The organism is Streptosporangium subroseum (assembly GCF_900188345.1).
GTDB lineage: Bacteria > Actinomycetota > Actinomycetes > Streptosporangiales > Streptosporangiaceae > Streptosporangium > Streptosporangium subroseum.
Window position 1 is genome coordinate 88,141 of sequence record NZ_FZOD01000020.1, and the last position, 24,395, is coordinate 112,535.

The 24,395-nt window shown below is 70.6% G+C and carries 17 protein-coding genes, 1 tRNA gene and 1 other RNA gene; 5 read left to right on the forward strand and 14 right to left on the reverse strand.

All coding sequences use genetic code 11. From position 1 onward, the window contains the following. Nucleotides 1–35 precede the first annotated feature (35 nt). Nucleotides 36–803 carry a bestrophin-like domain gene (locus tag CHC08_RS21220; RefSeq protein ID WP_089209078.1) on the reverse strand — a complete coding sequence of 256 codons (768 nt, stop codon included), beginning with the start codon at nucleotides 801–803 and terminating at the stop codon, nucleotides 36–38. Nucleotides 804–908: 105 nt separating this feature from the next. Next, nucleotides 909–1,583: a TetR/AcrR family transcriptional regulator gene (locus CHC08_RS21225; RefSeq protein ID WP_245878451.1), complete on the reverse strand. Its 675-nt coding sequence runs from the start codon at nucleotides 1,581–1,583 to the stop codon at nucleotides 909–911. 217 nt (nucleotides 1,584–1,800) lie between these two features. On the opposite strand from CHC08_RS21225, the gene CHC08_RS50735 reads away from it, so the two are divergent. Next, nucleotides 1,801–2,820 carry a hypothetical protein gene (locus CHC08_RS50735; RefSeq protein WP_218825397.1) on the forward strand — a complete coding sequence of 340 codons (1,020 nt, stop codon included), beginning with the start codon at nucleotides 1,801–1,803 and terminating at the stop codon, nucleotides 2,818–2,820. A gap of 143 nt (nucleotides 2,821–2,963) precedes the next feature. Here CHC08_RS50735 and CHC08_RS21235 read toward each other — a convergent pair whose 3' ends face one another. The 5 genes from CHC08_RS21235 to CHC08_RS21255 form a co-directional block, all read right to left on the reverse strand. Then, complete coding sequence (locus CHC08_RS21235) at nucleotides 2,964–4,031, reverse strand: aspartate-semialdehyde dehydrogenase (protein ID WP_089209080.1); 1,068 nt, start codon at nucleotides 4,029–4,031, stop codon at nucleotides 2,964–2,966. Beyond that, nucleotides 4,028–5,302, reverse strand: coding sequence for an aspartate kinase (locus tag CHC08_RS21240; protein WP_089209081.1), 1,275 nt, complete (start codon nucleotides 5,300–5,302; stop codon nucleotides 4,028–4,030). Before CHC08_RS21240 ends, CHC08_RS21235 begins: the two co-directional genes overlap by 4 nt. A gap of 91 nt (nucleotides 5,303–5,393) precedes the next feature. Continuing rightward, nucleotides 5,394–5,924: a DUF5063 domain-containing protein gene (locus tag CHC08_RS21245; protein ID WP_089209082.1), complete on the reverse strand. Its 531-nt coding sequence runs from the start codon at nucleotides 5,922–5,924 to the stop codon at nucleotides 5,394–5,396. Then, nucleotides 5,917–6,516, reverse strand: a complete 600-nt coding sequence (gene recR / locus CHC08_RS21250; RefSeq protein ID WP_089209083.1) for a recombination mediator RecR — start codon at nucleotides 6,514–6,516, stop codon at nucleotides 5,917–5,919. The genes CHC08_RS21245 and recR overlap by 8 nt, the downstream gene beginning before the upstream one ends. Nucleotides 6,517–6,519: 3 nt before the next feature. Continuing rightward, complete coding sequence (locus CHC08_RS21255; RefSeq protein WP_089209133.1) at nucleotides 6,520–6,873, reverse strand: YbaB/EbfC family nucleoid-associated protein; 354 nt, start codon at nucleotides 6,871–6,873, stop codon at nucleotides 6,520–6,522. A 343-nt stretch (nucleotides 6,874–7,216) separates the two neighbouring features. Here CHC08_RS21255 and CHC08_RS21260 point away from each other — a divergent pair, with 343 nt between their 5' ends. Further along, nucleotides 7,217–8,683, forward strand: coding sequence for a GAF domain-containing protein (locus tag CHC08_RS21260; RefSeq protein ID WP_089209084.1), 1,467 nt, complete (start codon nucleotides 7,217–7,219; stop codon nucleotides 8,681–8,683). A 215-nt stretch (nucleotides 8,684–8,898) separates the two neighbouring features. Here CHC08_RS21260 and CHC08_RS21265 read toward each other — a convergent pair whose 3' ends face one another. Continuing rightward, entirely contained in the window at nucleotides 8,899–11,136 is a 2,238-nt protein-coding gene (locus CHC08_RS21265) for a DNA polymerase III subunit gamma and tau (protein ID WP_089209085.1), read from the reverse strand. Nucleotides 11,137–11,165: 29 nt separating this feature from the next. After that, an RNA gene (gene ffs, locus CHC08_RS21270) (signal recognition particle sRNA small type) lies at nucleotides 11,166–11,261 on the reverse strand. A gap of 115 nt (nucleotides 11,262–11,376) precedes the next feature. Here ffs and CHC08_RS21275 point away from each other — a divergent pair. Further along, a tRNA-Ser gene (locus CHC08_RS21275) sits at nucleotides 11,377–11,465 on the forward strand. 393 nt (nucleotides 11,466–11,858) lie between these two features. Here CHC08_RS21275 and CHC08_RS21280 read toward each other — a convergent pair. Both CHC08_RS21280 and CHC08_RS21285 read right to left on the reverse strand, forming a co-directional pair. Continuing rightward, nucleotides 11,859–14,714, reverse strand: a complete 2,856-nt coding sequence (locus tag CHC08_RS21280; protein WP_218825398.1) for an AfsR/SARP family transcriptional regulator — start codon at nucleotides 14,712–14,714, stop codon at nucleotides 11,859–11,861. 246 nt (nucleotides 14,715–14,960) lie between these two features. Then, nucleotides 14,961–15,641, reverse strand: coding sequence for a hypothetical protein (locus CHC08_RS21285; protein WP_179282136.1), 681 nt, complete (start codon nucleotides 15,639–15,641; stop codon nucleotides 14,961–14,963). 120 nt (nucleotides 15,642–15,761) lie between these two features. On the opposite strand from CHC08_RS21285, the gene CHC08_RS21290 reads away from it, so the two are divergent. Then, nucleotides 15,762–16,040, forward strand: coding sequence for a hypothetical protein (locus tag CHC08_RS21290; RefSeq protein WP_089209087.1), 279 nt, complete (start codon nucleotides 15,762–15,764; stop codon nucleotides 16,038–16,040). Beyond that, nucleotides 16,040–16,657: a hypothetical protein gene (locus CHC08_RS21295; protein WP_089209088.1), complete on the forward strand. Its 618-nt coding sequence runs from the start codon at nucleotides 16,040–16,042 to the stop codon at nucleotides 16,655–16,657. The genes CHC08_RS21290 and CHC08_RS21295 overlap by 1 nt, the downstream gene beginning before the upstream one ends. A gap of 274 nt (nucleotides 16,658–16,931) precedes the next feature. Here CHC08_RS21295 and CHC08_RS21305 read toward each other — a convergent pair whose 3' ends face one another. From CHC08_RS21305 to CHC08_RS21315, 3 genes are all read right to left on the reverse strand, one after another. Beyond that, nucleotides 16,932–21,323 (reverse strand): FtsK/SpoIIIE domain-containing protein, encoded by a 4,392-nt coding sequence (locus tag CHC08_RS21305; protein WP_218825399.1) that lies wholly within the window; start codon nucleotides 21,321–21,323, stop codon nucleotides 16,932–16,934. A gap of 211 nt (nucleotides 21,324–21,534) precedes the next feature. Then, nucleotides 21,535–21,828 carry a WXG100 family type VII secretion target gene (locus CHC08_RS21310; protein WP_089209091.1) on the reverse strand — a complete coding sequence of 98 codons (294 nt, stop codon included), beginning with the start codon at nucleotides 21,826–21,828 and terminating at the stop codon, nucleotides 21,535–21,537. An 84-nt stretch (nucleotides 21,829–21,912) separates the two neighbouring features. Beyond that, nucleotides 21,913–24,033: a putative T7SS-secreted protein gene (locus tag CHC08_RS21315; protein WP_089209092.1), complete on the reverse strand. Its 2,121-nt coding sequence runs from the start codon at nucleotides 24,031–24,033 to the stop codon at nucleotides 21,913–21,915. Between the last annotated feature and the right edge of the window lie 362 nt (nucleotides 24,034–24,395).

The following is a 24,395-nucleotide window of genomic DNA, read 5'->3' on the forward strand; positions in this document are numbered from 1 at the left end:
CCGGCCATGGCTGACCACGGCCGGCTGTGCCCGGGCTACGGCTGCGACGGGAACTGACTGTCGATCTGGTCGTAATGCTGCTCCGCGGTCCTGAGCGCGTCAGGCTTGACCGCGCCGAGCCCGCTGAACGGATGGCTGATCAGGATGATGAAACAGACGCCGATGACGACCACGGCCACCCGGACCAGGTCGGCGAACATCGACGCGGGCGTGGGCTTCACCCCGAGCGTCCAGGGCAGCGCGATCACCAGCAGCCCGGAGAGGATCATCGAGATCACGAAGATGCTCTCCAGGCCCGCGCTCGCGTCGCTCGAACGGATGGTGCGCGCGTGGGAGACCTCGGAGGCCCGGGTGAGGGCGTCCTGCTGGAGGGTCTTACTCTCCTCGCCGACCGGCCGGAGCCGGATCGTCGCGGAACGCAGGTCTTCGAGCGTCTTCGTGGCGACCGGCGACACCTCGCCCCTGGCCATCAGCGGCCAGTCGAGATGGATGGTCTCCGCGGTGTATCGCCGGATCTGGGACCGGACCGGTGCCGCCTCGGGGATCGGGGCCACCGACCAGTACATCTCGGTGAGGGTCTCCGCCTCGGCCTTGACGTCTGTCTCGGTGACCGAGAGGCCGTCCCTGCAGAGCACCGCGGCGTAGGCCAGCACCAGCAGGTAGACGGCGAGGGCGAGGTTGGCGGAGAAGTCGACCGACGCCGATCCGCGATCCTCGCTCTCCCGCCCCCTCCGCCTGAGCACGAGAAACGCGATCAACAGGATCGCGATGGACACCGCCACCAGCATGATTACCCAGCCCATGGGACTCCCTTGAATTCGCCACCAAAGTAACTACTTAGAGTAATCAGATCGATACGCAAATTCTTGGAGTTCGAGGGGAAGTCATGACCGAAATCTGGGGCGAGGTTATGACCGAAGTTCGTGGACTCCGGCGATGAAGTCCCGGGCGACCCCGCGCAGGCCCGGAAGATGGGAGAGCCCGACCAGCCGATCCACCAGCGGCACCGTGAGTTCGATGAACCGGTAGGTCCGATGGCAGCCCTCCGAGGTGTCGTGCACCCAGAACAGGACGACCCCCAACGACATCAGCCAGAGCAGCTCGGGCAGCTCGGCCCTGAGATCGGCGTCCATGCGGTCCGTCGATCCGTCCACGACCTTCTGGTAGATCGCGATCGACGAATCCCGGGCGGGCGACGACTCGGCGCTGAACGGGCTGAGCGGGTTGCTCGGCTCGGCCGCGTGCTTGAAGAACTTCACCGCGAACTCGTGGTACGGCTCGGAGACCCGCACCCACTCCCTCAGCACTCCGCCCAGCCGTGCGGCGAAGGAGCGCTCGGTGGCCAGCAGCCCCTCACACGCGGCCTCGTGCTCGGCCTGCGCCCGGTCGTAGTACGCCTGGATGAGGGCTTCCTTGGAGGCGAAGTAGTAGTAGGCGTTGCCCACCGAGACACCGGCCTCGGCGGCGATGGCCCGCATGGTGGTGGCTTCGTATCCTCTCTCGCGAAAAAGCCGCAGGGCCGTCTCCACGATGACCTCACGGGTCCTGTCTGATCCCCGGCTTCCCGGGCTTGGTTCAGCCACCTTCGTCACTGTACGACTCACGGCCCCCTTAGGTCATCGAGCCGCACGATGATCGCCACCATGGGGCAAAATTCGGCCTCTGGTAGGGATCATCCGGGTTCTGGTGTGGGATTGATCCCCTTGCTGCTGGAAGGGCTCCCGCGACAAGGGATAAATAATGGGGACACGTCCCTGTAAACAGAGAGCCGCCTGGCTTACCGCCGGAGCGTTGCTGGCTGTGCAGATATCGTTCATCGCCTGGACCCCGGATGACACCGCCGTGGCCGAGAGCAGGCTCCCGTCCGCCAACGTCATGATCACGAACCGGCCGACGACGGTCCGCACCCTCGCTCTGCGTGGGCCCGCGGCCTCCCGGCCCTACGGCGTCAACGTCCCGAACGTCGCTCTCCGCCACAGCCGGCAGGCATACCGGCGGGCGGCCGCGCTCCAGAGCCGGGCGATGGCCCGGCACCGGCTCCACAGCCGGTCTCAGAGCCAGGCCCGGTCCAAACCCCGGAGCCGACCCCAGGCCCGGAACCGGCCGGAAAGTCAGGCTCAGAGCCAGAACCAGCCCAAGAACCGGTCCCAGAGCCGGAAGCAGAGCCGGAAAAAGCCCAAGGACCTGCCCCAGGGCCGGCCCGAGGATCGGCCCGCGGGCCAGACCCAGCCTCAGAGCCTCCCCAGGAGCCAACCCGCGGCTCAGCCCAAGGCGGCCGTCCCCCCGCAACCCAAGGCGGCTGTCCCAGCCCCGCCCAAGGCGGCCGTCCCAGCCCAGCCCAAGGCGGCCGTCCCAGCCCAGCCCAAGGTGGCCGTTCCCCCTCAACCCAAGGCTGCCGTCCCGCCCCAGGTCCAGCAACGCCAGCCGGTACGGCTCCAGCACCTGCAGGCCACAGAACGGCTGAAGCAGGCTGGCCTGAACTGGACCTCCTCCGGGAAATGCTCCAACCGTCACGTGGGGCACTGCACCTCGCTGCAGGCCGTACGGGCCGCCACCGTGGACGAAGTGATCGCGCTGAAACAACGCAGCCAGTGCCCGATCGTCATCACCGGCGGCACCGAGATCGGCCACGCTCCCGGCCCCTACAGTCACCACGCGGGCTACAAGCTGGATATCAAGCCCAACAAATGCATCAACGCCTACATCAAGCAGCAGCAGCCCCCTCAGGGGGTGCGAGGCGACGGGGCCCGCCTCTACGGGGATCCTCTAGGGACCCTCTACGCCCGCGAGTCGAACCACTGGGACATCCTCTTCCTCTGAGGCTCCCGCGAGACCCCCGCCACAGTTTCGATCGCTGCCCGCACCGATGCGGTGGGGGCCGTACGGCTCATTGCCCGCAGCGATCGAGGGGGGCCGTACGGCGGCGCCAGTGCCGCCGTACGGCGAACAGGTGGGGGTTGTGGTTACGCGAACTCGGCCGCGACCAGTTCGGCGATCTCAGCCGCGTTCAGGGCCGCGCCCTTGCGGAGGTTGTCCCCGCAGACGAACAGGTCGAGGGCGTTCGGGAAGTCGAGCGCCTGGCGGATCCGGCCCACGTAGGTCGGGTCGGTGCCGACGACGTCCGCCGGGGTGGGGAAAACACCGTTGGCCGGGTCGTCCATGACGACCACGGTCGGGGCGGCCTCCAGGATCCGGTGCGCGTCGGCGACGGTGATCTCGCGCTCGAAGGTCGCGTGCACGGCCAGCGAGTGGGTCGTGATCACCGGAACGCGGACGCAGGTCGCCGAGACCTTGAGGTCGTGGATCCCGAGGATCTTCCGGGACTCGTTGCGGAGCTTGAGCTCCTCGGAGGTCCAGCCGTCGTCCTTGAGCGAGCCCGCCCACGGCACGACGTTGAACGCCACGGGCGCCGGGAACGGCGACTCCGCGTCGCCCAGCTTGTTCTGCAGCGCCTTGCGCACGTCGCCGGCGGTCTGCCCGATCGTCCGGTCGCCCGCGAGGGCCTCGATCTCGTCATAGAGGCGGGCGGAACCGGCCACGCCCGAACCGGAGACCGCCTGGTAGGAGGCGACCACCAGCTCGCGCAGGCCGTACTGCTCATGGAGCGCGCCCATCGCGGCCATCATCGACAGCGTGGTGCAGTTGGGGGTCGAGATGATGCCCAGCGGCCGCTCGCGCGCGGCCTCGGGGTTGACCTCCGGCACGACGAGCGGGACCTCGGGGTTCATCCGGAAGGTGCCCGACTTGTCGATGACGACCGCGCCGCGCTCGGCGGCGATCGGCACCCACGTCGCGGAGACCTCGTCCGGCACGTCGAAGATCGCGATGTCGACGCCGTCGAAGACCTCGGGGGTCAGCTCCTGGACGACCAGGTCCTCCCCGCGGACCTGCAGGATCTTGCCCGCCGACCGGGCGGACGCGACGAGCTTGATCTCGCCGTAGAGGTCCTCCCGGCTGGAGATGATGTCGCGCATCACGGTGCCGACGGCACCGGTCGCGCCGATCAGGGCAAGGGTTGGCTTGCGGCTCATCGCCCGGTACCTCCATAGATCACGGCTTCAACCTGGTCGGCGTCGAGGTCAAACGCGCGGTGGGCGGCGTTGACCGCCGTGTCCACCTCGTCCTGTCCCACGATCACCGAGATGCGGATCTCCGAGGTGGAGATCATCTCGATGTTCACGCCCGCGTCGGCGAGGGCGGCGAAGAACGTCGCGGTGACGCCGGGGTGCGAGCGCATGCCCGCGCCGATCAGCGACACCTTTCCGATCTGGTCGTCGAAGAGCAGCGACTCGAACCCGATGCGCTCCTGGATCCTCTTCAGCGAGGTGAGCGCCGTGGAACCGTCGGTCGTGGGCAGCGTGAAGGAGATGTCCGTCCGGCCGGTCGTCGCCGCCGACACGTTCTGCACGATCATGTCGATGTTGACCTCGGCGTCGGCCAGCGTTTTGAAGATCGTGGCAGCCTCGCCGACCTTGTCGGGCACCCCGACAACGGTGATCTTGGCCTCACTCCGGTCGTGCGCGACGCCGGAGATGATCGGCTGCTCCATCTCTATTCCTTCGCTGTCGGGGGCGAAAACGACCCACGTGCCTTCTTTGGTACTGAACGAGCTTCTGACATGGATCGGCAGGCCGAAGCGGCGAGCGTACTCGACGCAACGCAGGTGCAGGATCTTCGCACCACAGGCCGCCATCTCCATCATCTCCTCGTAGGAGATCTTGGGGATCTGACGTGCGGTCGGGACGATGCGGGGATCCGCGGTGAAGATGCCGTCCACGTCGGTGTAGATCTCACACACGTCGGCGCTGAGAGCCGCGGCGAGCGCGACCGCGGTCGTGTCCGAACCGCCCCGGCCGAGCGTGGTGATGTCCTTGGTGTCCTGGGAGACGCCCTGGAACCCGGCCACGATCGCGATCTGGCCGCCGTCGAGGGCCTCGCGGATCCGGCCGGGCGTCACGTCGATGATGCGCGCGCGGCCGTGGGACGAGTCGGTGATCACACCGGCCTGGGAGCCGGTGAACGAGCGCGCCTCGTGACCCAGGTTGGCGATCGCCATCGCCAGCAGCGCCATCGAGATGCGCTCACCGGAGGTGAGCAGCATGTCGAGCTCGCGGCCCGGCGGCAGCGGCGAGACCTGCTGGGCCAGGTCCAGCAACTCGTCGGTGGTGTCGCCCATCGCAGAAACGATCACCACGACGTCGTTGCCGGCTTTTTTCGTCGCGACGATACGCTGCGCGACCCGCTTGATGCGGGAGGCGTCGGCGACGGACGAACCACCATATTTCTGAACAACGAGCGCCACGAGATGTCTCCGAAGCAATCTAGGGCTGTGGAGCTCACAGTCTACTGGCGGCCCAGTAAGGGCCCTATGGTTCGGCCCAGTATGTGGACGATCACACCGTTGTGCGCTCTTCCGCCACGTCAAGGCGCGTGCGGGCGACAAGCGCCTGAAGTGCCCGCATTGCCGCTCCGGCGTGGTTGCCCCAGGTGTTGAAGTAGGAGTACTGCCACCACCAGAGAGCCTCCAGCGGACGGTCCGCCTTGTAGTGCCGGAGACCGTGCAAAAGGTCCGCGGTCACGGCGGTCAGGTCGTCCGACAGCCGGTACGGGGTGACCACGGTGTCCTTGTAGGGGGCGAAGACCTCCGCGTAGTCGTCCACGGGGCCGAGCCGCTCGGCGAGGGCCATGCGCAGGGCGTCGACGTCCGGATCCGCGCTCAGGTGCGGCTCCCAGTTGCCCGACAGGATCACGTCCTGACTGGCACCGAGCTGCGCGCCCGCCAAGCTGACCTGCGCGACCTCCACCAGCAGCAGCGGCAGGATGGCGTCGCCGCCCTCGCCGCCCGCCAGCCGGGTCAGGCCGTCGATGTAGTTCTCCGCATGCTCCGCGATCCGTTCTGCCAGAGCGCTCCACGCATCAGACATCCAGCAGCCTCCTTCCTTCGAAAGCGCGGCCCAAGGTGACCTCGTCGGCGTACTCGAGGTCACCGCCTACCGGCAGACCGCTGGCCAGTCGTGTGACTCTCAGTCCCATCGGCTTTACCAGACGGGCAAGATAGGTCGCCGTCGCCTCCCCCTCGAGGTTGGGGTCGGTGGCGAGGATGAGCTCGGTCACCTGGCCGTCGGCCAGGCGCGTCATCAGCTCACGAATGCGCAGGTCGTCGGGACCGACCCCGTCGATCGGGCTGATCGCCCCACCGAGCACGTGGTAACGGCCCCGGAACTCGCGGGTCTTCTCGACCGCCACGACGTCCTTCGACTCCTCGACGACACAGATCACATGGGGATCGCGCCTGACGTCACGGCAGATCCGGCACTCCTCCTCGGCCGCGACGTTTCCGCAGATCCGGCAGAAGCGGACCTTGTCCTTGACCTCCAGCAGCGCGTGCGCGAGCCGTTTCACGTCGGCCGGCTCCGCGGCCAGCAGGTGGAACGCGATGCGCTGCGCGCTCTTGGGACCGACGCCGGGCAGCATCCCCAGCTCGTCGATCAGATTCTGGACGACCCCTTCGTACATGATCTAGAACCCGGGCAGCTGGCCGAGCCCGCTCCCGCCGCCCAGCCCCTGTGCGAGTGGACCGAGCTTCTCCTGCTGGAGGTCGGCTGCCGCGCGCACGGCGTCTCGGATCGCGGCGATGACCAGGTCGGCGATGGTGTCCGCCGTTTCCTGGGGGTCGCCGGGTTCGACGGCCTCGCCACTGATCTTCAGCTCGAGCAGCTCGCCCCCGCCGTTGACCGTGGCCACGACCAGACCACCTCCCGCCGAGCCCTCGACCTCCGCGTCGTTCAGCTCCTGCTGGGCGCTCACAAGCTGCTGCTGCATGAGCTGTGCCTGCTCCAGCAGCTGCTGCAGGTTGACATCCCCTGGGTTCACCGTCGTGTGCTCCTCGTCCGTGACGTCAGTCGTCACGAGCCTACGGGGTTCTTGCCAGGTCGTGTACTGGCGGCACCACGTGTTCCCCACATAAGGGGACTAAACCTTCAGTCGGGCCCCGGCCCCCCTCCAGACGTCCGGGACCCGACAGCACACGCGCCGGAACGGCCGTACACAGCGACGTGTGGTCAGAAGGTAACCGAACGCAGGTTGCACACACGTTGCGACCGTTCACTCACCCTTCGCACACCCTCTTTCGCCGAATGGGTTGCGTGGGGAGGTCCTTACCACCGATGCTTCGGCCATCGGTCCGATTCCAGGGGGGTATGTGCGCGACAGCCATATGAGCGCTGTCCCCGTTTCCGAGCTGGACGCCTACTCGGTACGGCTGCGCCGCATGCACGAGGCCGTGACCGGTGGGGAGCGATCGGTGGACGAGGCGCCCAGAAATGTGATCTCCGCGTCGTGGCGGCGTTCTCTGGACGCCGGGATCGACCCCGAGGTGAGCTCGGCGCCGCTCGCCTTCGAAGGCGAGGACATCCGAGAGATCCGCTCGGCCCATCCGCTGAACGAGCTGCTGCCGCTCGTCACCGAGACGCTCCTGGAGGCCACCAAGGAGAGCGCGCACATCCTGATGGTCGCCGACGCCGAGGGCCGGGTGCTCTGGCGCGACGGCAACCACCAGATCATGGACCGCGCCGACGAGGTGGGCCTGGCCGACGGGTTCCACTGGGGCGAGAGCGCGATCGGGACCAACGGCATGGGGACCGCCCTCGAGACCCGGCGGCCGGTCCACATCTTCGCCGCCGAGCACCTGGTCAAGGTTCTGCACCTCTGGTCCTGCTCCGCCGCGCCGATCGTCGATCCGGACAGCGGCGACGTGCTCGGCTGCATCGACGTCAGCGGCCCCACGCGCACCCTGCATCCGGCGACCGTCGCCCTCGTCGAGGCCACCGCACGCCTGGCCGAGAGCCACCTCACCCTGCGCATGATCGAGCGCGACGAGCGGCTCCGCAGCCGCCATGACAAGCACCTGCGGGCCCTGCACGGCGAACCGGGCGCCCTGGTCACCATGACCGGGCGGATCGTCTCCGGCGACCACACGCGGCAGTGGGGCCACCGCATCCGCCTGCCGGAGACGGGCGATCAGGTGGTCCTGCCCGGCGGCCAGGCCGCCCTGCTCGAACCACTCGGCGACAGCTTCCTGCTCCGCCTCCCCGGCCGGGCGCACGGCGGCCCCGTGCTCACCCTGTCCTTCCTCGGCGCCGAGCGCCCCTCGGCCCATCTCGACGGGGTCCGCCTGTCGCTCTCCCTGCGCCACGCCGAGATCCTCGCCCTGCTGGCACTCAACCCCCAGGGCATGACCGCCGACCAGCTCTCCTTCCACCTGTACGGCGACGCCGGCAATCCGGTGACCATCCGTGCCGAGATCCACCGCCTGCGCGCCCAGCTCGGGCCCACCGTCGCCGCCAAGCCGTACCGCCTGGTCTGCACGGTCGAGGCCGACTTCCTCGATCTCAGGCGGCTGCTCGCCACGGATGAGGCCTCCCCGGTCGGCCGCGGCTACGGCGGCCCTCTGCTCCCCCGCTCCGAGGCCCCCACTCTCCGCCGCATCCGCGAGGAGCTGGAGGGGCAGGTCCGGGCCCGGCTGCTCCTCCGGGGCGGCCCTGACGACCTGTGGGCCTACGCCGAGACCGAATACGGCAAGAACGACATGAACATCCTGGAACGCCTCGTCGCCATGCTGCCTCGCGGGGACCACCGCGCCGTGGCCGCGCGGATCCGCCTCGCCGGCATCAACCTGCCGTAGGCGTCGCCGGTCGCCTGCCCGCCACCGCCGGGAGTGCGTGACGGCCTGGCCCCCGCGCCTGACGCCGGCGCAACAGGTCATCAGGCATGATCGACGCATCGGCGGAACAGGCCCTCAAAAGTGGCCGGCACACCGGCGAAACGGACTCTCAGATGTGATCGACGCACCGGCGGAACGGACCCTCGGGTGTGATCGAGCATCGGCAGAACGGGCTCTCAGGCGTGGTCGATCTCGCCGATGACCTGCCCGCCGAGTTCCCGCTGGATGAGGGCCATGCCGGTGAGCCCGTCGAAGTCGGCGCCCGCGTCGTGCAGCGGGTCGACCTCGTCGGCCTCGGCGACGCCCTTGCGTCCGGGCACCGCGTCCGGCCAGGCCGGCTTGTTACCGGCAGGCTTGTTGCCGGGTGCCTTGTTGCCCGTGGCTCTCGGGCCCGCCTGGGCCGCGGCCTTGGCGGCCGAGCGTGCGGCGGCCAGGCCGGGATTCGGGGAAGGGGGCGAGCCATGGTCCTCCGGCAACGGCTCGTCCGGCCAGGACTCGTCCGTGGCGGGCGGGGCCTGTCGCATCGGGGCGGCAGAAGCGGACGGAACGGCCTGCGCGGACGGAGCCGCCGATGCCGACGCCGGTGATCCGGGGTCCTGCCGGGGAGCGGATTCCTGACTCGCGGGAGCGGGAGGACGAGGGGCCGAGTGCTGCGGAGCCGGGTTGTGCGGGGGCGCGGCCGGAGGACGGCCTCCACCGGAGGGGACGGGCCCGCCGCCGACGACGGCCTCGACCTTCCAGGTGCCGCCCAGGACCTCCTGCAGCACCGACGCGACCACCGCGTCCTTGCCGCCGCCGATGAAGTTCTTCATCGCGCCGACCTGGGTGAAACCGAGGACGACGACCTTGCCCTCCACCCCCACGACCTGGGCGTTGGTGTTGACCTGCGCCCAGACGACGATGCTGCGCTGCTTGAGTGCGCTCAGCACCTGGGGCCATGCCTGCTGGACGGCGCCGGCCCCCGATCCGGAGGTCTGCGCGGGTGCCGGTGCGCTGGAAACCTGCGGTGTCTGTGTCTGTGCCTGCGGCGCCTGTGCGGGTGCCTGCGGCGGGGAGACCGGGGCACCGGGCCTGACCGCCACGGGCCAGTCGTCGCCCTGGGGGCGAGGCCGCTCGGCGGGAGCGGCGGAGGCAGCGGGAGCCGTACCGGCGACGGGCGGGGCGGACGGCGGAGCCTGGGGCGCGGGCGCCGCGTGGATCACCGGGGCGGGAGCGACCGCCGGGACGGAATTGGCGTAGGTCACGGGAGCCGCCGCGACACCGCTTTTCTCCAGCCGCTCCAGCCGGGCGAGCAACGCCGCCTCCCCCTGTGCGGCTCCGGGAAGCAGGGTCCTGGCACACATCAGTTCGAGCAGCAGCCGGGGCGAGGCCGCCCCGCGCATCTCGGTCAGGCCGGCGTTGAAGATCTCCGCTGCGCGGGTCAGCTCGGCCGGGCCCATCGAGGCCGCCTGGCCCTGAAGCCGTTCGAGCTCGTCGGCGGGCCGGTCGAGCAGCCCGCTCGTGGCCGCCTCCGGCACGTTGGCCAGGATCACCAGGTCGCGGAAGCGCTCCAGCAGGTCCATCGCGAAGCGGCGGGGGTCGTGGCCTCCGTCGATCACCCGGTTCACGGTGTTGAACACCTGCGCGCCGTCACGGCTCGCGAAGGCGGCGATCACGTCGTCGAGCAGGTCGCCGTCGGTGTAGCCCAGCAGCGAGACCGCACGCGCGTAGGTGATGCCCGCTTCGTCCGATCCGGCGAAAAGCTGGTCGAGAATCGACAGCGAGTCACGGGCCGAGCCCGCGCCCGCCCGGACCACCAGCGGCAGCGCGGCGGACTCGAATGCGATCTTCTCGGAGGTGAGGATCTCCTCCATGAGGGTGCGCAGCGCGGCGGGCGGGATCAGCCGGAACGGGTAGTGGTGGGTCCGGGACTTGATCGTCCCGATGACCTTCTCGGGCTCCGTGGTCGCGAAGACGAACTTCAGGTGCGGCGGAGGCTCCTCGACGAGTTTGAGCAGCGCGTTGAAACCCTCGCGGGTCACCATGTGCGCCTCGTCGATGATGTAGATCTTGAAGCGTGACGACACCGGTGCGAAGAAGGCTCGCTCACGCAGGTCGCGAGCATCGTCCACGCCGCCGTGCGAGGCCGCGTCGATCTCGATGACGTCGAGGTGGCCGGGGCCGGTGGGGGCCAGCGCCACGCAGGAGTCGCACTCCCCGCACGGGTCGGGGGTCGGGCCCTTCTCACAGTTCAGTGAGCGGGCCAGGATCCGGGCGCTGGACGTCTTGCCGCACCCTCGGGGCCCGCTGAAGAGGTAGGCGTGGTTGATCCGCCCACTACGCAACGCCTGCCGCAGCGGCTCGGTGACGTGTTCCTGCCCTTTGACCTCGGCGAAGGTTCCGGGCCGGTACTTGCGGTAAAGCGCAAGACTCATGCGACGATCCCACCTGCGAGGGGTTGAAACGAAGAGACCCCTCGCACACCCGCCAGAGCCTGCTTATCCTTGCTGCCTTCCGGCCCTGGGGAGGTTCACAGGATGACGCCGCGCGAGGGGTCCTTCGTAAGTCTAGCCACAGATCAGAGTGATCGGGGCCGAGTCGGCCTCAGATCGGAATGATCGTGACCGAGAAAATTCATGGTCCGCGCACTCCGGAAGTTAGGTAAGCTTCTCCACGGAGGATTCGCCTAGTTGGCCTAGGGCGCACGCTTGGAAAGCGTGTTGGGGGCAACCCCTCAGGAGTTCGAATCTCCTATCCTCCGCCACCCCAGAGGGGCCGGACCGCACACGCGGTACGGCCCCTCTGGCGTTTGAACCTCCGTTGACCGGTTGGAGAGATCGTCCCGCCCCTCCCGGAGTCGCAGATCCGCCCACCGGACCACGTCTCCGTCCGGTCCGGTCGTGGAGCATGGCCAAGGCAGGCGCCCGGATCAGGCGAAGCCCTGCCGGAGTCGCGGGTGCACCGCGATGATCAGCCCCCGATGGTCACGTCAGGTGACGTTCACCACTCATCCACCGGCACCGGTTCCGGACCGTAAGTCGATCACGTTGAAGTGACGCGCGGTGGGTGATCGTGAAACTGCCGCTTCACCCGGCGAGCATCGCGCTCGGCCGCCGTGAACGGGCCGGCGGGGGTCGATCGATGGACGGCGGGTTTCTCAGGAGGAGGACACGGCGCCGTTGGGAGAGTCGCCGAGGGTGCGCAGACTGGTGCGGACCCGTTCGGCGTCGGGGTGGCCGAGGTCGTCGAGGCTGGCCAGCGCCGTCTCCAGGGCGGTACGGGCCTCCTCGTGCCGTCCGGCCGCGAGGTGGGTGCTGCTGAGACGCGTGAGTGTGTCGGCTTCGCCGTAGCGGACGCCGAGCTGCCGGTACAGCTCCAGGGCTCGCCGGTAGCTGACGGTGGCCTGCTCGTAGCGGCCGAGGTGGTGGTGGGCGTAGCCCAGGCTGTCCCAGGTGTCGGCCTGGCCGTAGCGGTCTCCGAGCTCCGCGAGCAGGCTGAGAGCCTCACGGCAGTGGATGAGGGCCTGCTCGTGGCGGCCGAGCAGAGCGTGATACCAGCCGACCGCGTTGAGCGACGCGGCCTGCCCCGCCCGCCGGCCCCCGGCCCGGAACAGGTCAAGGGCCTGCTGGGCGTGGGTGAGCGCGCCGTCGTATTTGGCCTGCTGTTCGAGCACCCAGCTGAACTGGCGGTGGGTGTGCGCCTGGGCGGTGCCATCCCCCACCTCGCCGAACAGCGCCAGCGCCCGGCCGAGGTGGAGCTGGGCCTCCTCGTAGCGGCCCAGGTCGGCCTCGGCGCGGGCGAGGCCGCGGTGGGCGTGTGCCATCCCGGTCCGGTCGGGGAGCCGCCGTGCCGCCTTCAGCGCGGTGCGCTGAGAGGCCGCCAGGTCGTGCCAGTGCCCGCGGCGGTCCAGGAAGTGTTCCAGTGCCCAGGCCAGTTGCCAGGCCTGGTTGCTGAACCTGGCATCGGCAGCCAGATCGATGATGGCGAGCAGCACGGCGTGTTCGGCGGTGAGCCAGTCCGACGCCTGCTCGCGGTCGGCGAGGATCTCCGGGAAGGCCCCGGGAACGGGCACCTGCAGGAAGATCGCGTCCCGGTGCGGGGAGAACAGCAGGGCCGCTCGGCAGGCGGTCTGCAGGTAGTGGTCGATCAGGCGGTGGAGCGCCACGCGGCGGAAGCTGTCGGTGTCCTGGACGCGGCTGCGTTCGGCGGCGTACGCGCGCAGCAGATCGTGAAAGGTGTAGCGGCCGGGGGCGTACTCGGTGAGCAGATAGGCGCGGGTCAGCTCGGCGAGCAGGGGACGCACCCGGTGGGCCGGAAGGGCTCCGAGGGCGGCGGCGGCGGAGGCGCTGAAGTAGGGGCCGGGGTGCAGGGCGAGGAGGCGGAACAGCCGGGCGGCAGGCGAGGTGAGGGCCCGGTACGACCAGGAGAAGACCGCGCCGACATCGATGCCGTCCGCGCCGGTGAAGGCGTCGAGGCTGCCGTGGGCCGCCCGCAGTTCGGCGGCGATGGCGGCGAGGGAGAAATCCGGCTGGGTCACCGCCCGCGCGGCGGCGATCGACAGCGCGAGGGGCAGCCGGGCGCACAGGGTGGTGATCTCCTGCACCGCGAGAGGCTCGGCCGCCACTCGCTCCGCGTCGAGCCGCAGCGTCAGGAACTCGTGTGCCTCCGCGTCGGAGAGCAGGCCCAGGGTGAGCGAGCGGGCGCCCTCCGCGGCCACCAGGCCGGAGAGCCGGTTCCGGCTGGTGACGATGGCCAGGCAACCGGGCGCGCCGGGGAGCAGAGGCCGTACCTGCTTGGTGTCGTGGGCGTTGTCCAGGAGGACCAGAACCCGCCGGTCGGCCAGCAGGCTGCGGTACAGCGCGGCCTGGTCGTCCAGACGGGCGGGGATGTCCCGTGGGGAGACGCCCAGCGCGTCCAGGAAGCCGCGGATCGCCTCCGCGGGGTCGAGGACCGCCCCGTCGGCGTCGAATCCGCGCAGGTTGACGTAGAGCTGTCCGTCGGGGAACCGGTGGGCGATCCGGTGGGCCCAGTGCACCGCGAGGGTGGTCTTGCCGATTCCGGCCATGCCCCCGATCGCGCTGATCACCACGGCCGCCGTGGGATGCTCCCCGTCCGGGAGGAGGTCGAGCACCTGGGCGAGCTCCTCCCGCCGACCGGCGAAGGCGGGGAGGTCCCCGGGCAGCTGGGCCGGCCGTATCGCGCCCACGGTGACCCGCGCCGGAGGAGATTCCTCGGGCGCCGTCTGCTGGAGCACCTGCTCGTGGGCCGAGCGCAGCTCGGGTCCGGGACCGATGCCCAGTTTCTCGACCAGTCGCGAGTACGCCGCCCGGTAGGTGTCGAGCGCCTCGGCCCGATGTCCGGTGGCCGCCAGGGCGAGCACCAGCCGGGTGTGGAGCGGCTCGTCGAACGGGTTGAGCTCCGCGGCCTGCTGGAGCATCGGCACCAGCCGGGTCACGGGACCGTCGCGAAGCGCCGTGTCGGCCGCCTCCTTCAGCACGGCGAGATACTCGTGATCCAGCGCGATGAACACCGGGTGCGCCCGCACTCCGGCGGCGATCCCCTCGGCGGCCGACCCCCGCCACAGCTCCAGGGCGTCGATGAGCAGCCCCGCGGCCTGCGGCACGTCCTGCGCGGTCCGGCGGGCCTCCTCGACGAGGTGGCGGAACCGGAGCAGGTCCAGCGTGTCGGGGTCGACGTTCAGCCGGTAGCCGCCGCTGCTGCGCACCAGCCACTGCCCCACCGCCCTGCGCGGCAGCCCCGGCTCGAACAGCCGGCGCAGCTCCCCGACGTGCCGTTGGACCACGTTGACCGCGCTGTCCGGCGGATCCTCGCCCCACAGGACGTCGATGATCTCAGCCAGGCCCGTGGGACGGCCGCCGCGGGCGAGCAGCACGGCCAGCAGGGCCCGCTGCCGGGGAGGCCCGAGGTCCAGCTCCGCATCGGCCCTCCAGCCCAGTACGGGGCCCAGGACCGCGAACCGCACGGACTCCCGCATGGATTCTGTGGGCGTCATCCCAACTCCCAGGCACCGGATTTCTCTGACATCCGCGCTCGCTCACGGAGAATCCGGAGCGCGGTCACTTCCTCAACCGTGTCCAGTATGGGCGATTCATCCCTCTATGCGACTTGAGCCCCACGCCTCCGCCGGAGAGAACGAGCAGAGGAAGGGGGAATCAACGGAAACGAGAAACAAGGGAAAAAGGGGGAAAACCGCACGTCCGGGGCGCCGAAGGCAGGATACGCCGCCCCGGACGGCGGGCTACTGCGGTGCCGACTTGGCGCCGTCGGGTGCCACCGCGAACCATGTGCCGCCGACGCCCTGGCCGTTCTCGTCGCCGGGCTTCTCGTCACCGGAGAAGCGGTAGACGGGCCACCCGCCCACCGTCAGCTGCACCGCTCCGTCGTTCCTCCGGATCGCGCCGATCTGCGCGGGCTCGATACCGGCCACGTAGACCTTGCCGCCCTCCTTGATGGTCACCGGCGGCCAGGTGACGGCGCAGTCACCGTCGCAGTTCGACTGCGAGGGGTCTGCCGTGTCCTTGTCGAACCTGTAGAGCGTCGCCTGGTTGACGTTGATCAGGTGGGAGCCGAGCGCGGGGGAGTTGACGGCCGAGAGCTGCACCCAGATCGGCGGCTGCTCCTGGACGGCCGCCCCGACCACCGAACCGCCGTTGCCGTTCAGCCCGTTGTCCGCCGCCGAACCGTTGACCAGCTGCAGGGCGCCGTTACCGGCCGGGGCGGCGGCGTCGGCCGCCGGAGGCGAGGCAGCGGGGGGCGAGGCGGCCGGGGCCGCCGGGGAGCTGGCAGCCGGCGCGGCGTCGCCGATCGTGAGGGTCTTGCCGCAGCCGGAGGCGCCCGCCAGGCCGCAGAGAAGAACGGTCGCGACCAGCGCGCGGACGTACGGCCTGCGCGCCGTGCTGCTGTTGCTTTCGAGTGTCACCTGCGGAACACGGAGAAACAGCCCATTTGGTTCAAGGGACCACGGCCCTTTGTGAACCCCCGCGTCCCGCCTTACGTGTTTCGCAGGAGACGCTACGCATGACCGCACGGGGGAGGCACGATGGCCGACATCAATATTCCGGGATCGGATCTCGAGGAGGTGTCGCGATCACTCGGGTTCGTCCTCGACAACATCGACACCGACAAGTCCGGGATCGACCTGGACCGGGCGGTGGGATACCCGTTGATCGACCAGGGCGACAACTTCGAGCGCCGCTGGAATGACGGTCGCGAGCAGCTGCACCGGCAGTGTGACGCGATCAAGAAGGCCGTCGACCAGATCCTGGAGCAGTTCAAGGACACCGACGACAAGGCCGTGGCCCACCTGGAAGGCAACTGATGGCGATCGTCGACCGTTTTGTGCTCGACGTTCCGGAGTCCTGGGCCGATCTCGACCTCTCCGGGAGCGTCCTCGCCGAGACCCGCGCCGCCGCCCTGGCTCTCACCGAGAGTCCGCGTGAGAAGGCGACGATCAACGACATGTTCCGGCAGGCCCGCGAGGTCAGCAGGGCCGCCCGCCGGCACGGCGCCCTGTTCGCCGCCGGTACGGCCACCATCTTCGAAGACGGGCTCTTCCTCGGCTACGCGATGGTCTTCGCCGTCACCGCTCCGCCGGGACGCGAGCTGACGCTGCCCGTGCTCGCGGCCCAGCTGTCGCCGGGCGGTACGGGAGGATCCAAGGCCGGCGCGGACCGGACCGTATCCGCGGTGACCCTTCCGAACATCGGGCAGGTCGCCCGGATCACCGGCACCGAGGAGGCGCAGATCGCCGCCGACATCACGGTCCGGATGCTCACCATGCACACCGTGATCCCCATCCCCGGGTCGATGGGCGACTATCTGATCGTCACCTGCGCGAGCCCCAACCTCCCGCTCGCGGCGGACGTCTACGAGCTGTTCGACGCGATCAGCGGCACCTTCAGATTCCTCCCCGCCGAGCAACCCGCCGGGGCCTGAACGTCCCGGGCCTCGTGCGTGCGGATCGCGGAATCCGCGCCGTTACGCATCCGGCCTGAGCGGACCCGGGCCTCGTGCGCGGAGTGTGGATCCGCGCCGGCACGGATCACCCCGAACGGGCTCGGCTCCCTGTACGGATGGCGGCGAGGCCGGTCGGGGGGTCGTCCCGGATCCGGCAGGGCCGCCCGGGAGATCGTCCCGAATGACGACGAGGCCGACCGGAAGATCGTCCCGGCCGGCCCCGCGGTCATTCATCAGGCGGTTCGCGCCGTTTTCACCCTGTGAGTGCCGTGTTCGGCACCTGCACGGTGGTCAGAGTCCCGTCACCGAGATGCATCAGGCCCCGGCCGGGCTGGGGGGCCTGACCGACCAGGCCACGGGAGACCTTGACGCCGATCACCTCTCCGTCGCTGAGGCTCTGCGGGGAGAGCAGCATCCCGGCGCGGTTCCGCTTGACCTGCCCGATCCAGCCGGCGAGCCCGAAGGAGAGCGCCTCGGCGTTCCCCGCGAGGACGAGGCCCCACCCGCTGCCGGCTCCGCCGCGGGCCAGCAGCGCGAGGTCGGCGTCGATCTCCGACTGCATGAACAGCTCCGCGTCGTCCACGACGATCACGGCGCTGTCCTGCGGCACGTTGCCGAGCGCGGCGCGGAACGCGCCGGCGGACACCTCGGAGTCGGTGAAGACGGCGGACACACCCGGCGTGCCCTCCAGGTCGCGCAGCGGCGACCGCCGCGGCGCCAGCACGATCAGCCCGGTGCCCTGCTCCAGCAGGGAGCGGGCCATCGTGACGAGCGCCGTACTGCGTCCCGTACGGGGCGGACCCGCGACGACAAACGTCGGCACGTCCGCCAGATCGGGACCCAGCGCGGTCAGGGTGTCGCCCCCGATGGCGACCAGGGGGCGCATCGGCCCGGGGTTCACCTGCAGCGCGACCGCGCCCTGGTACGAGATCTGGTTGGGAAGCACGTCCAGGCGCAGCGGCCGCCGCGCCGTCGGGACGTCGGCCTCGCGCACCGCCAGCTCCTCGCCCAGCGCGATGAGGACGGACGCCTGGGCCGTGCCGGAGAGATCCGAGCCGAGGACCGCGATCTGCACCTCGCTCGTGTCCCGCACCCTGATGCCCCGCCCGGGCGACGGATCGGACGGCGCCGATCGCTGGGTGAGGCCCACCGTCGAGTAGTCGGTGCGGTCGTTGAGCCGGAGCACGATCTTGTCCTCGGTGGTGCCCGCGAAACGGGCCGAGCCCAGGACGCGGTCGCCGGCCAGCACCAGGTGGATGCCGACGCCCGCCCCATCTCGCAGCAGGCGCAGCAGGCGTTCGAGGTAGCTGCCGTTGTCGAAGCTGACGAACTCCCGCTCGAAGACCTCGAAGCGGTCCACCATGACGACGATGTGCGGCGGCCGCTCGTCGACCGGCGCCATCCTGCGGAACTCGGCCAGGTCGGCGGTGCCGCGCGCGCCGAGCAGCGACTGGCGGGCGCTCAGCTCGGCGGTGAGGCGGTCCAGCAGCCGCCCCAGACGCTCCGTCTGGTTCCGGTCGATGACCGCGCCGCAGTGCGGGAGCGCGGTCAGCGCGTTGAGGGCTCCGTTGCCGCAGTCGATGCCGTAGAGGTGGACGTCCTCCACCGCGTGGGCGCGGGCGAGGGCCGCTGCCAGGGTCCGCAGGGTCTGGGACCGTCCGCTGCGCGGTGAGCCGATGATGTGCAGGTGGCCGGACCGGTCGAGATCGAGGACGAGGGCGGTGCGATCCTGGTCGGCGGGCAGGTCGACCAGGCCGTACTCCACGGCGGGCAGGGCCGCGTCCCGGTCCGCCGGCGGCTTGGGCCCGGCGGGCTCGGTCCACTGCAGGACCTCCGGGAGGGCCGGCAGCCACGGGCTGGGCTGCCGGGGCACGCCGGCCGTCCGCGCGGCGTCCGCGACGGCCTCGACCAGGACCGCCAGGTCCGTGACGGCCTCCTGCGTACTCGCGACGCCGCCGGTCCTGGCGCTACGCAGCACCGGTCCGCCCAGCTCCCGCCAGCTGACGCCGTGGGCCCGTACGGGCGTCTCCGTCGACGCCGCGACCGCGCCGGCCGGTCGGCGGCCACCGACGCGGGCGGCCTGGAAGGGCAGCAGCACCGCCGGGCCCAGCCTCGCGTACGCCCGTCCCGGGGTGCCCGAGGAGATGCTCCCGGAGTCGGGCGCGTCGATGATGTCGCGGCTCTCGCCGGCGTCGGTCGTGCGCAGCGCGATCCGCAGGTTGGTGTTGGCGCGGATGTCCGCCGTCACCGCGCCGGTGGGCCGCTGGGTCGCCAGCACCAGATGGATGCCGAGCGAGCGGCCCCGCTGGGCGATGTTGACCAGGCCGGCGATGAAGTCGGGGAGCTCGCGGGCCATCGAGGCGAACTCGTCGATCACCAGCAGGAGCCGGGGCAGCGGGCCGAGCACGTCGCCGCCCCGCGTCCGCTTGTCCAGGTAGTCCTCGATGTCCTTCGCCCCCGCCTCCGCCAGGACCTGCTCGCGGCGGCGCAGCTCGGCCCCGAGGGAGACCAGGGCGCGCTCCACCAGGTGGGTGTCCAGGTCGGTGACCAGGCCGACGGTGTGCGGGAGGTCCGCGCACTCGGCGAAGGCGCTGCCGCCCTTGTAGTCGACCAGGACGAACGTCATCTCATCGGGCCGGTTCACCACGGCGAGCGTGGCGACCAGGGTCTGCAGCAGCTCCGACTTGCCGGAGCCCGTCGTCCCCGCCACCAGCGCGTGGGGCCCGTCGCGGACCAGGTCCACGGAGAACTCGCCGTCGTATCCGGCGCCCAGGACCGCCCGGGTGCTGCGACCGGTCAACGCCCAGCCGGCGGCGACGGCGCCGGCCGTGGGCGGCTCCACGCCCAGCAGGTCCAGCAGCCGCACCGATCCGGGGAGCGCGCTCTCGTCGCTGTCTCCGACGCCCCGCAGCGGTGCGATGGCCCGGGCCAGGTTCTCGTACCAGCCGGGCTCGGGAGAGTCCACGCGGACGTTCTCCGGCGGCGCCCCCGGACCGGTGCGCACCCGGACGCCCTCCGGGCCGGTGGCCACCACCGCGGTGCACTCCTCCGGCAGCAACCGCTCCTCGCGGTCCAGGCAGATCGTGTAGACGCCCACCGACGGGCCGTCCCTCAGCAGCGCGACCACTCCCGGCAGCGACCGCGCCCGGCGGGCCTGGTCGAGCACCACCAGGATGTCCGGGGAGCCCGCGGTGCCGCCCCGGGGCACTCCGGGGCCTGCCGCCACGCGGTTGGCCACCAGCTGCCCCAGCTCGCCGATCCGGCGGGCCATCGAGTCGGCGGTGCTGCCGACCAGCGCGTAGGCGTCCTCGTTCTGGGGCTGGCAGTGCGGCAGCCAGCGCACCCACGACCAGTCGTTCTCACCGTCGGGACCCGCCAGCACCAGGATCCGCAGGTCGGCGGGGCTGTGCAGGGCCGCGGCCTGGGCCGCCATCCACCCGGCCAGGTTCGCGGCGTCCTGACCCGCGACACCCGTCACCCCGGCGCCGCGCAGCGGGATCGACACGGGCACCTGGGTCAGCCACGGCACCGTGATGCGGCGGTGCTCGTCCAGCGCGGGGTCCTCGACGGTCAGCGAGGAGGGCAGATCGGCGGTGCCCACCCGTACCTCGAGGAAGTCGGGATCCTGCCATCGGCGCTCCCACAGCCGTTCCGAGGGCGCCGAAGCCGTCTGCAGCAGGGAGGCCGGGTCGGGATGGGAGAGCCGGAGCAGGTTCTGCTCCCGCAGTACGGCGGCGTCCGCGTCGGCGCGGACCCGCGCCAGGGAGTCCTCGTACTCGCGAACTTTCTGTTCGTAGCTGACCTGCGCCTGCTTGCGGCTGCCGAACTGGGTCGCCAGCGCGCCGATCGGCGACAGCAGCGCGAGGAAAATGAACGTCCAGTTGCCCGTCACCAGGATGGAGACCAGGGCGCCGCCCGCCGGGACCAGCAGGATCGGCAGCAGCGGGATGGCCCGCTTCTCCGGCTTGATCGGCGCGCTCGGCAGCCGGAAGCGGGCGCTGCCGCGGTCGGCGCGGAAGCGGGGCGGCCGGTTGAACTCCAGGCCCAGTCCGTCCGCCGCGGGGGTGAGGGGCACCCGGACGGTCGTCGGGAGGGCCAGCTCCAGCAGGGTGTCACCGGCGGCGAGCTGACTGCCCTCAAGCCAGTCGGCGGTGCCGGACAGCTCCCTGCCGTCCAGCAGGACGCGCTCGATCGCCGTCACCTCCACGGTGTGGTCGACCCGGACGCTCGCCCGGGCGGCGATCGCCGGCGCCCCGGGAGACAGCGGGATCCGGCAGGTGGCGGCGCTGCCGATCTCGTACTCGCCGGGCGGCAGACGGAAGGACGTTCCGGCTCCCGGTCCGCTGACCACCCTCAGCTCCGCCAGCCCCTCGGGCTCGGGCTCCCTGTGCACCGGGGCGCCGAGCCCCAGATCCAGGCCGTCGCGCACGCCGGCGGCGTACAGGGTGGCCTCCGGGTCGATCGGATCGGAACCGATGTAGAGGACCGGCCCGGTGCCCGAGGTGTTCCCGGCTCCGCCGAGATCCACGGCCCGTGCCAGTTCCACGGCCAACCGTCCCACCTGCGCGGAGGGTTCGGTGTCCACGGCGACGGCCGTGGAGGCCCCTTCGTCCTGCGGGTCCCGGACGCTGACGTTCAAACGCACGGCAATCGATTCCCTCGTATGTGAGTGGCGCGTTGTGGGTGGTGCGGTGATGCGGTGCATGTGATGCGGTGACGTGTCGCAGGCGGTGCGGTTGCGAGCGATGCGATTGCGTGTACGCGGTGACGATGCGCGGGGGCCGGTGGCGCCTTCCGGGACTCAGCCGTGGCGCCTCCCGGGGCTCAGGGGCCCCGGGAGCACAGCGGCGGTCCCGCTAGGACAGGTTGGAACCCAGCTGCTCGTCGGTCTGCGAGAACGCGTCACCGACGGCCTTGACGTACTGGCCGATGCCCTGCAGCGACTGGTTCACCTGGTCGAAGCCGCGGGCGAACTCGTCGAAGAAGGGCTGGAACTTCTGCTGGGCGGCCGGGGTGCTGTACCCCTGGGCCAGCAGGGTCTGGATCTTGCCGCGCACCTCGGTGAGCTTGTCCTGCAACGTGGAGAAGTCGTTGAGCAGCGCCGCGGAGGTCGAGGCGGTCTCGTCGGAGTTGACTGCGAAGTTGGGCATGGGGTTTCTCCTTGCTGTCCATCCGTCCACCGGCGGTGGCGGTATTTGGGGCCCGGACCGGGATGGCCAGGCTGGGGTGAAAGCTCAGGTAGCGGTCGGTGAGGGGGGAAGGGGGATGTTCTGCGGCTCGGTGGTCGCCGGGGAGACCTGGTCGGTCGCCGACGAGGCCGATGCCGGTGTCTGCGAGGCCGGCCCCGACGTCGGTGCCGGAACCTTCGGGGCCGGCGCCGAGGCTGACGTCGGTGTCGGCGGGGCGGAAAGCGGTGCCGATGAAGCCGCTTCCTGCGCCGGAGCCTGGTTCGGAGTGGAATCCGGGGTCGCAGCCGGGGTTGGAGCCGGAGTGGGGCTCGCGGACGGAGCGGAGTCCGGGACGGAATCCGAGGTCGCGGACGCAGCCGGGGTGGAGTCCGGGGTCGCGGACGAATCCGAAGCCGGACTCGCAGACGGAGTGGAGTCCGAGGTCGAGGATGAATCCGGAGGCGTGGACAGAGTCGGGCTCGCAGGTGGAGCGGAGTCCGGCGGGGAATCCGGGGTCGCGGACGCAGCCGGGGTGGAGTCCGAGGTCGCGGACGAATCCGGAGTTGTAGACAGAGTCGGGCTCGCGGACGACGTGGAATCCGGGGTCGCGGACGGAGTGGAGTCCGGGGTCGCGGACGCGGCCGGGGTGGAGTCCGGGGTCGCGGACGCGACCGGGGTGGAGTCCGGAGTTGTGTTCGGGGTCACAACCGGGGCCGGGCTCGCGGCCGGGGTGAGGTCCGGGGTCGCGGATGGAGTGAGGTCCGGAGTTGGGGCCGGGGCGGGAGAGCCGCTGATTCCGGGCGGCGGGGTGCCCTTGATCGGGATGAACGAGTCCAGCCCCTGCGAGGCACCGCGCTTGCCCACCGAGCCGACCGCTCCCGGGAGGAAGTTGCTCGCCTCGCTGAGGAGCGCGTCCTTGGGATCCGTTCCCTCTGAGACCGCGACGCCGACCTTGGCGCCGGCGGACGCCCCCTCCTGGATCAGGCCGGTCCCCTGATCGACGGCCTTGTCACGCAGGCTGGTCGGCGGCGGCGCGTCGGGCTTCGCCGCGGCACCGGCGGGAGGGCGAGGCGGAGGGGTGAAGGCTCCCCCGGCGAACTCACCATCCTTGGCGGCGCGTCCTCCCTTGAAGCCCGCGCCGACCACGGCGCCGGCGGCGGCACCGGCCAGCAGGTTCCCGGCGGTGATCTCATCGCCGTTGAGCTTCTTGACGACCGCCTCTTCGGCGACCTTCTGCCCGAACTCGCCGACCGCCCCGGTGGCCACGCTTCCGGCCGGGCTCTTGAAAACGACCGATACGGCCTTGGTATTGGTGATCGTCTCCGTGAACTTGGCGATGCTCCCGGAGGCCGTATTGATGAAACCGCCCGACTCCGAGGCCCCCTTGACCAGGGTGGGAGCGATCTTGGAGCCGACGACGGTGGCCGCCCTGCCGCCCAGCTTGATGAGGGAGCCACCCGGGACGAGGGCGAACAGCCCGGCCGCGAAGTCGCCGAGTTTGAAGTCCCCGGTGGCTATCTGTTGAGCTGTCTGGAAGGCGAATAACGCCGCGCCGAGGAGGAAACCGGCCACGGGGAAGAAGACGGCGACCACGGCGATCAGGATGTCGAGGAGGATCTTGACGAACGGGAAGTCCGCGAAGAAGTCCGCGATCTTCTGGAAGAAGCCGCGCTCGGGGATCGCCTTCGACGCCGCGTCGTCAAGCTCCTGTCCCGCCCGCTGGGACGCCTGCTCGCGAAGGTTCCTGGCGTCCTCCGCCAGGCGCTTGGCGGCCGACATGGTCTGCTGGGCGGCGTCGATGCCGTCCTGCTGCCGGCCCGCGTCCGCCTTCTGCTCCGCGGTGGCGTCCGGCGCGAGCGTGGGGGCGGTCTGGCCGGCCGTACCCGCCACGGGCCCGGCCTGGTCCATCGCCCGGTCCACGGTGGACTGCGCGTCCTCCAGCTGCTTGGCGTAGGTCTCGTACGCGGAGGCGGCCTCGGAGAAGGACTGCGCCGTCTTGCCCAGCTTGTCGGGCAGTGACTTCAGCTGCTTGCGCAGCGCGTCTATGGCCTTTCCGCTTCCCTGCTCCACGGCGCCGCCGCTTCCCAGGATCTTGTTGGCGGTCTCGGCCTGCTGACCGATCTGCCGGTAACGGTCCGCGAGGCGCCGGATCTCCTCGGGGTCCCCGGGCGTGGGGTCCTGCGACATTCCGAGCACGTCAAAGCCTGAGTTGTGTCGTCTCGGCACCTGGCCCCCCGGGTGATGGGTCCGTGCTGCTCTCATACACGGAGCAGCCAACCTGCCCTCATACACGGAGCATTCGGCGCAAAAGGTTCATCCTCACTTCGCAGTCGACTCCGGCGAGACCGCCTCGACCTCCGCGGCATCGCTCAACGACTTCTCCACGGTGCGGGACAGGCTCAGGCACGCCTGAAATCGGGTCGAACCCTTTTCACGTTCGCCACGTGTGCTCTGGTGAGGTGCGGCCGGGGTTGTCCGGCTCCCTCGGCGGCGGAACGGAGCCCGGCGGGCTCCGGGAGATGGGTGGAACCACATGTTGAGGAGCGGCG

Excerpts from the sequence above, each read along its gene's own strand:
- CHC08_RS21220 (WP_089209078.1), bottom strand. The coding sequence starts at position 803 with ATGGGCTGGGTAATCATGCTGGTGGCGGTGTCCATCGCGATCCTGTTG.
- CHC08_RS21235 (WP_089209080.1), bottom strand. The coding sequence starts at position 4,031 with ATGAGCCGCAAGCCAACCCTTGCCCTGATCGGCGCGACCGGTGCCGTC.
- CHC08_RS21245 (WP_089209082.1), bottom strand. The coding sequence starts at position 5,924 with ATGTCTGATGCGTGGAGCGCTCTGGCAGAACGGATCGCGGAGCATGCG.
- recR (WP_089209083.1), bottom strand. The coding sequence starts at position 6,516 with ATGTACGAAGGGGTCGTCCAGAATCTGATCGACGAGCTGGGGATGCTG.
- CHC08_RS21260 (WP_089209084.1), top strand. The coding sequence starts at position 7,217 with ATGAGCGCTGTCCCCGTTTCCGAGCTGGACGCCTACTCGGTACGGCTG.
- CHC08_RS21265 (WP_089209085.1), bottom strand. The coding sequence starts at position 11,136 with ATGAGTCTTGCGCTTTACCGCAAGTACCGGCCCGGAACCTTCGCCGAG.
- CHC08_RS21280 (WP_218825398.1), bottom strand. The coding sequence starts at position 14,714 with ATGACGCCCACAGAATCCATGCGGGAGTCCGTGCGGTTCGCGGTCCTG.
- CHC08_RS21290 (WP_089209087.1), top strand. The coding sequence starts at position 15,762 with ATGGCCGACATCAATATTCCGGGATCGGATCTCGAGGAGGTGTCGCGA.
- CHC08_RS21295 (WP_089209088.1), top strand. The coding sequence starts at position 16,040 with ATGGCGATCGTCGACCGTTTTGTGCTCGACGTTCCGGAGTCCTGGGCC.
- CHC08_RS21310 (WP_089209091.1), bottom strand. The coding sequence starts at position 21,828 with ATGCCCAACTTCGCAGTCAACTCCGACGAGACCGCCTCGACCTCCGCG.
- CHC08_RS21315 (WP_089209092.1), bottom strand. The coding sequence starts at position 24,033 with ATGTCGCAGGACCCCACGCCCGGGGACCCCGAGGAGATCCGGCGCCTC.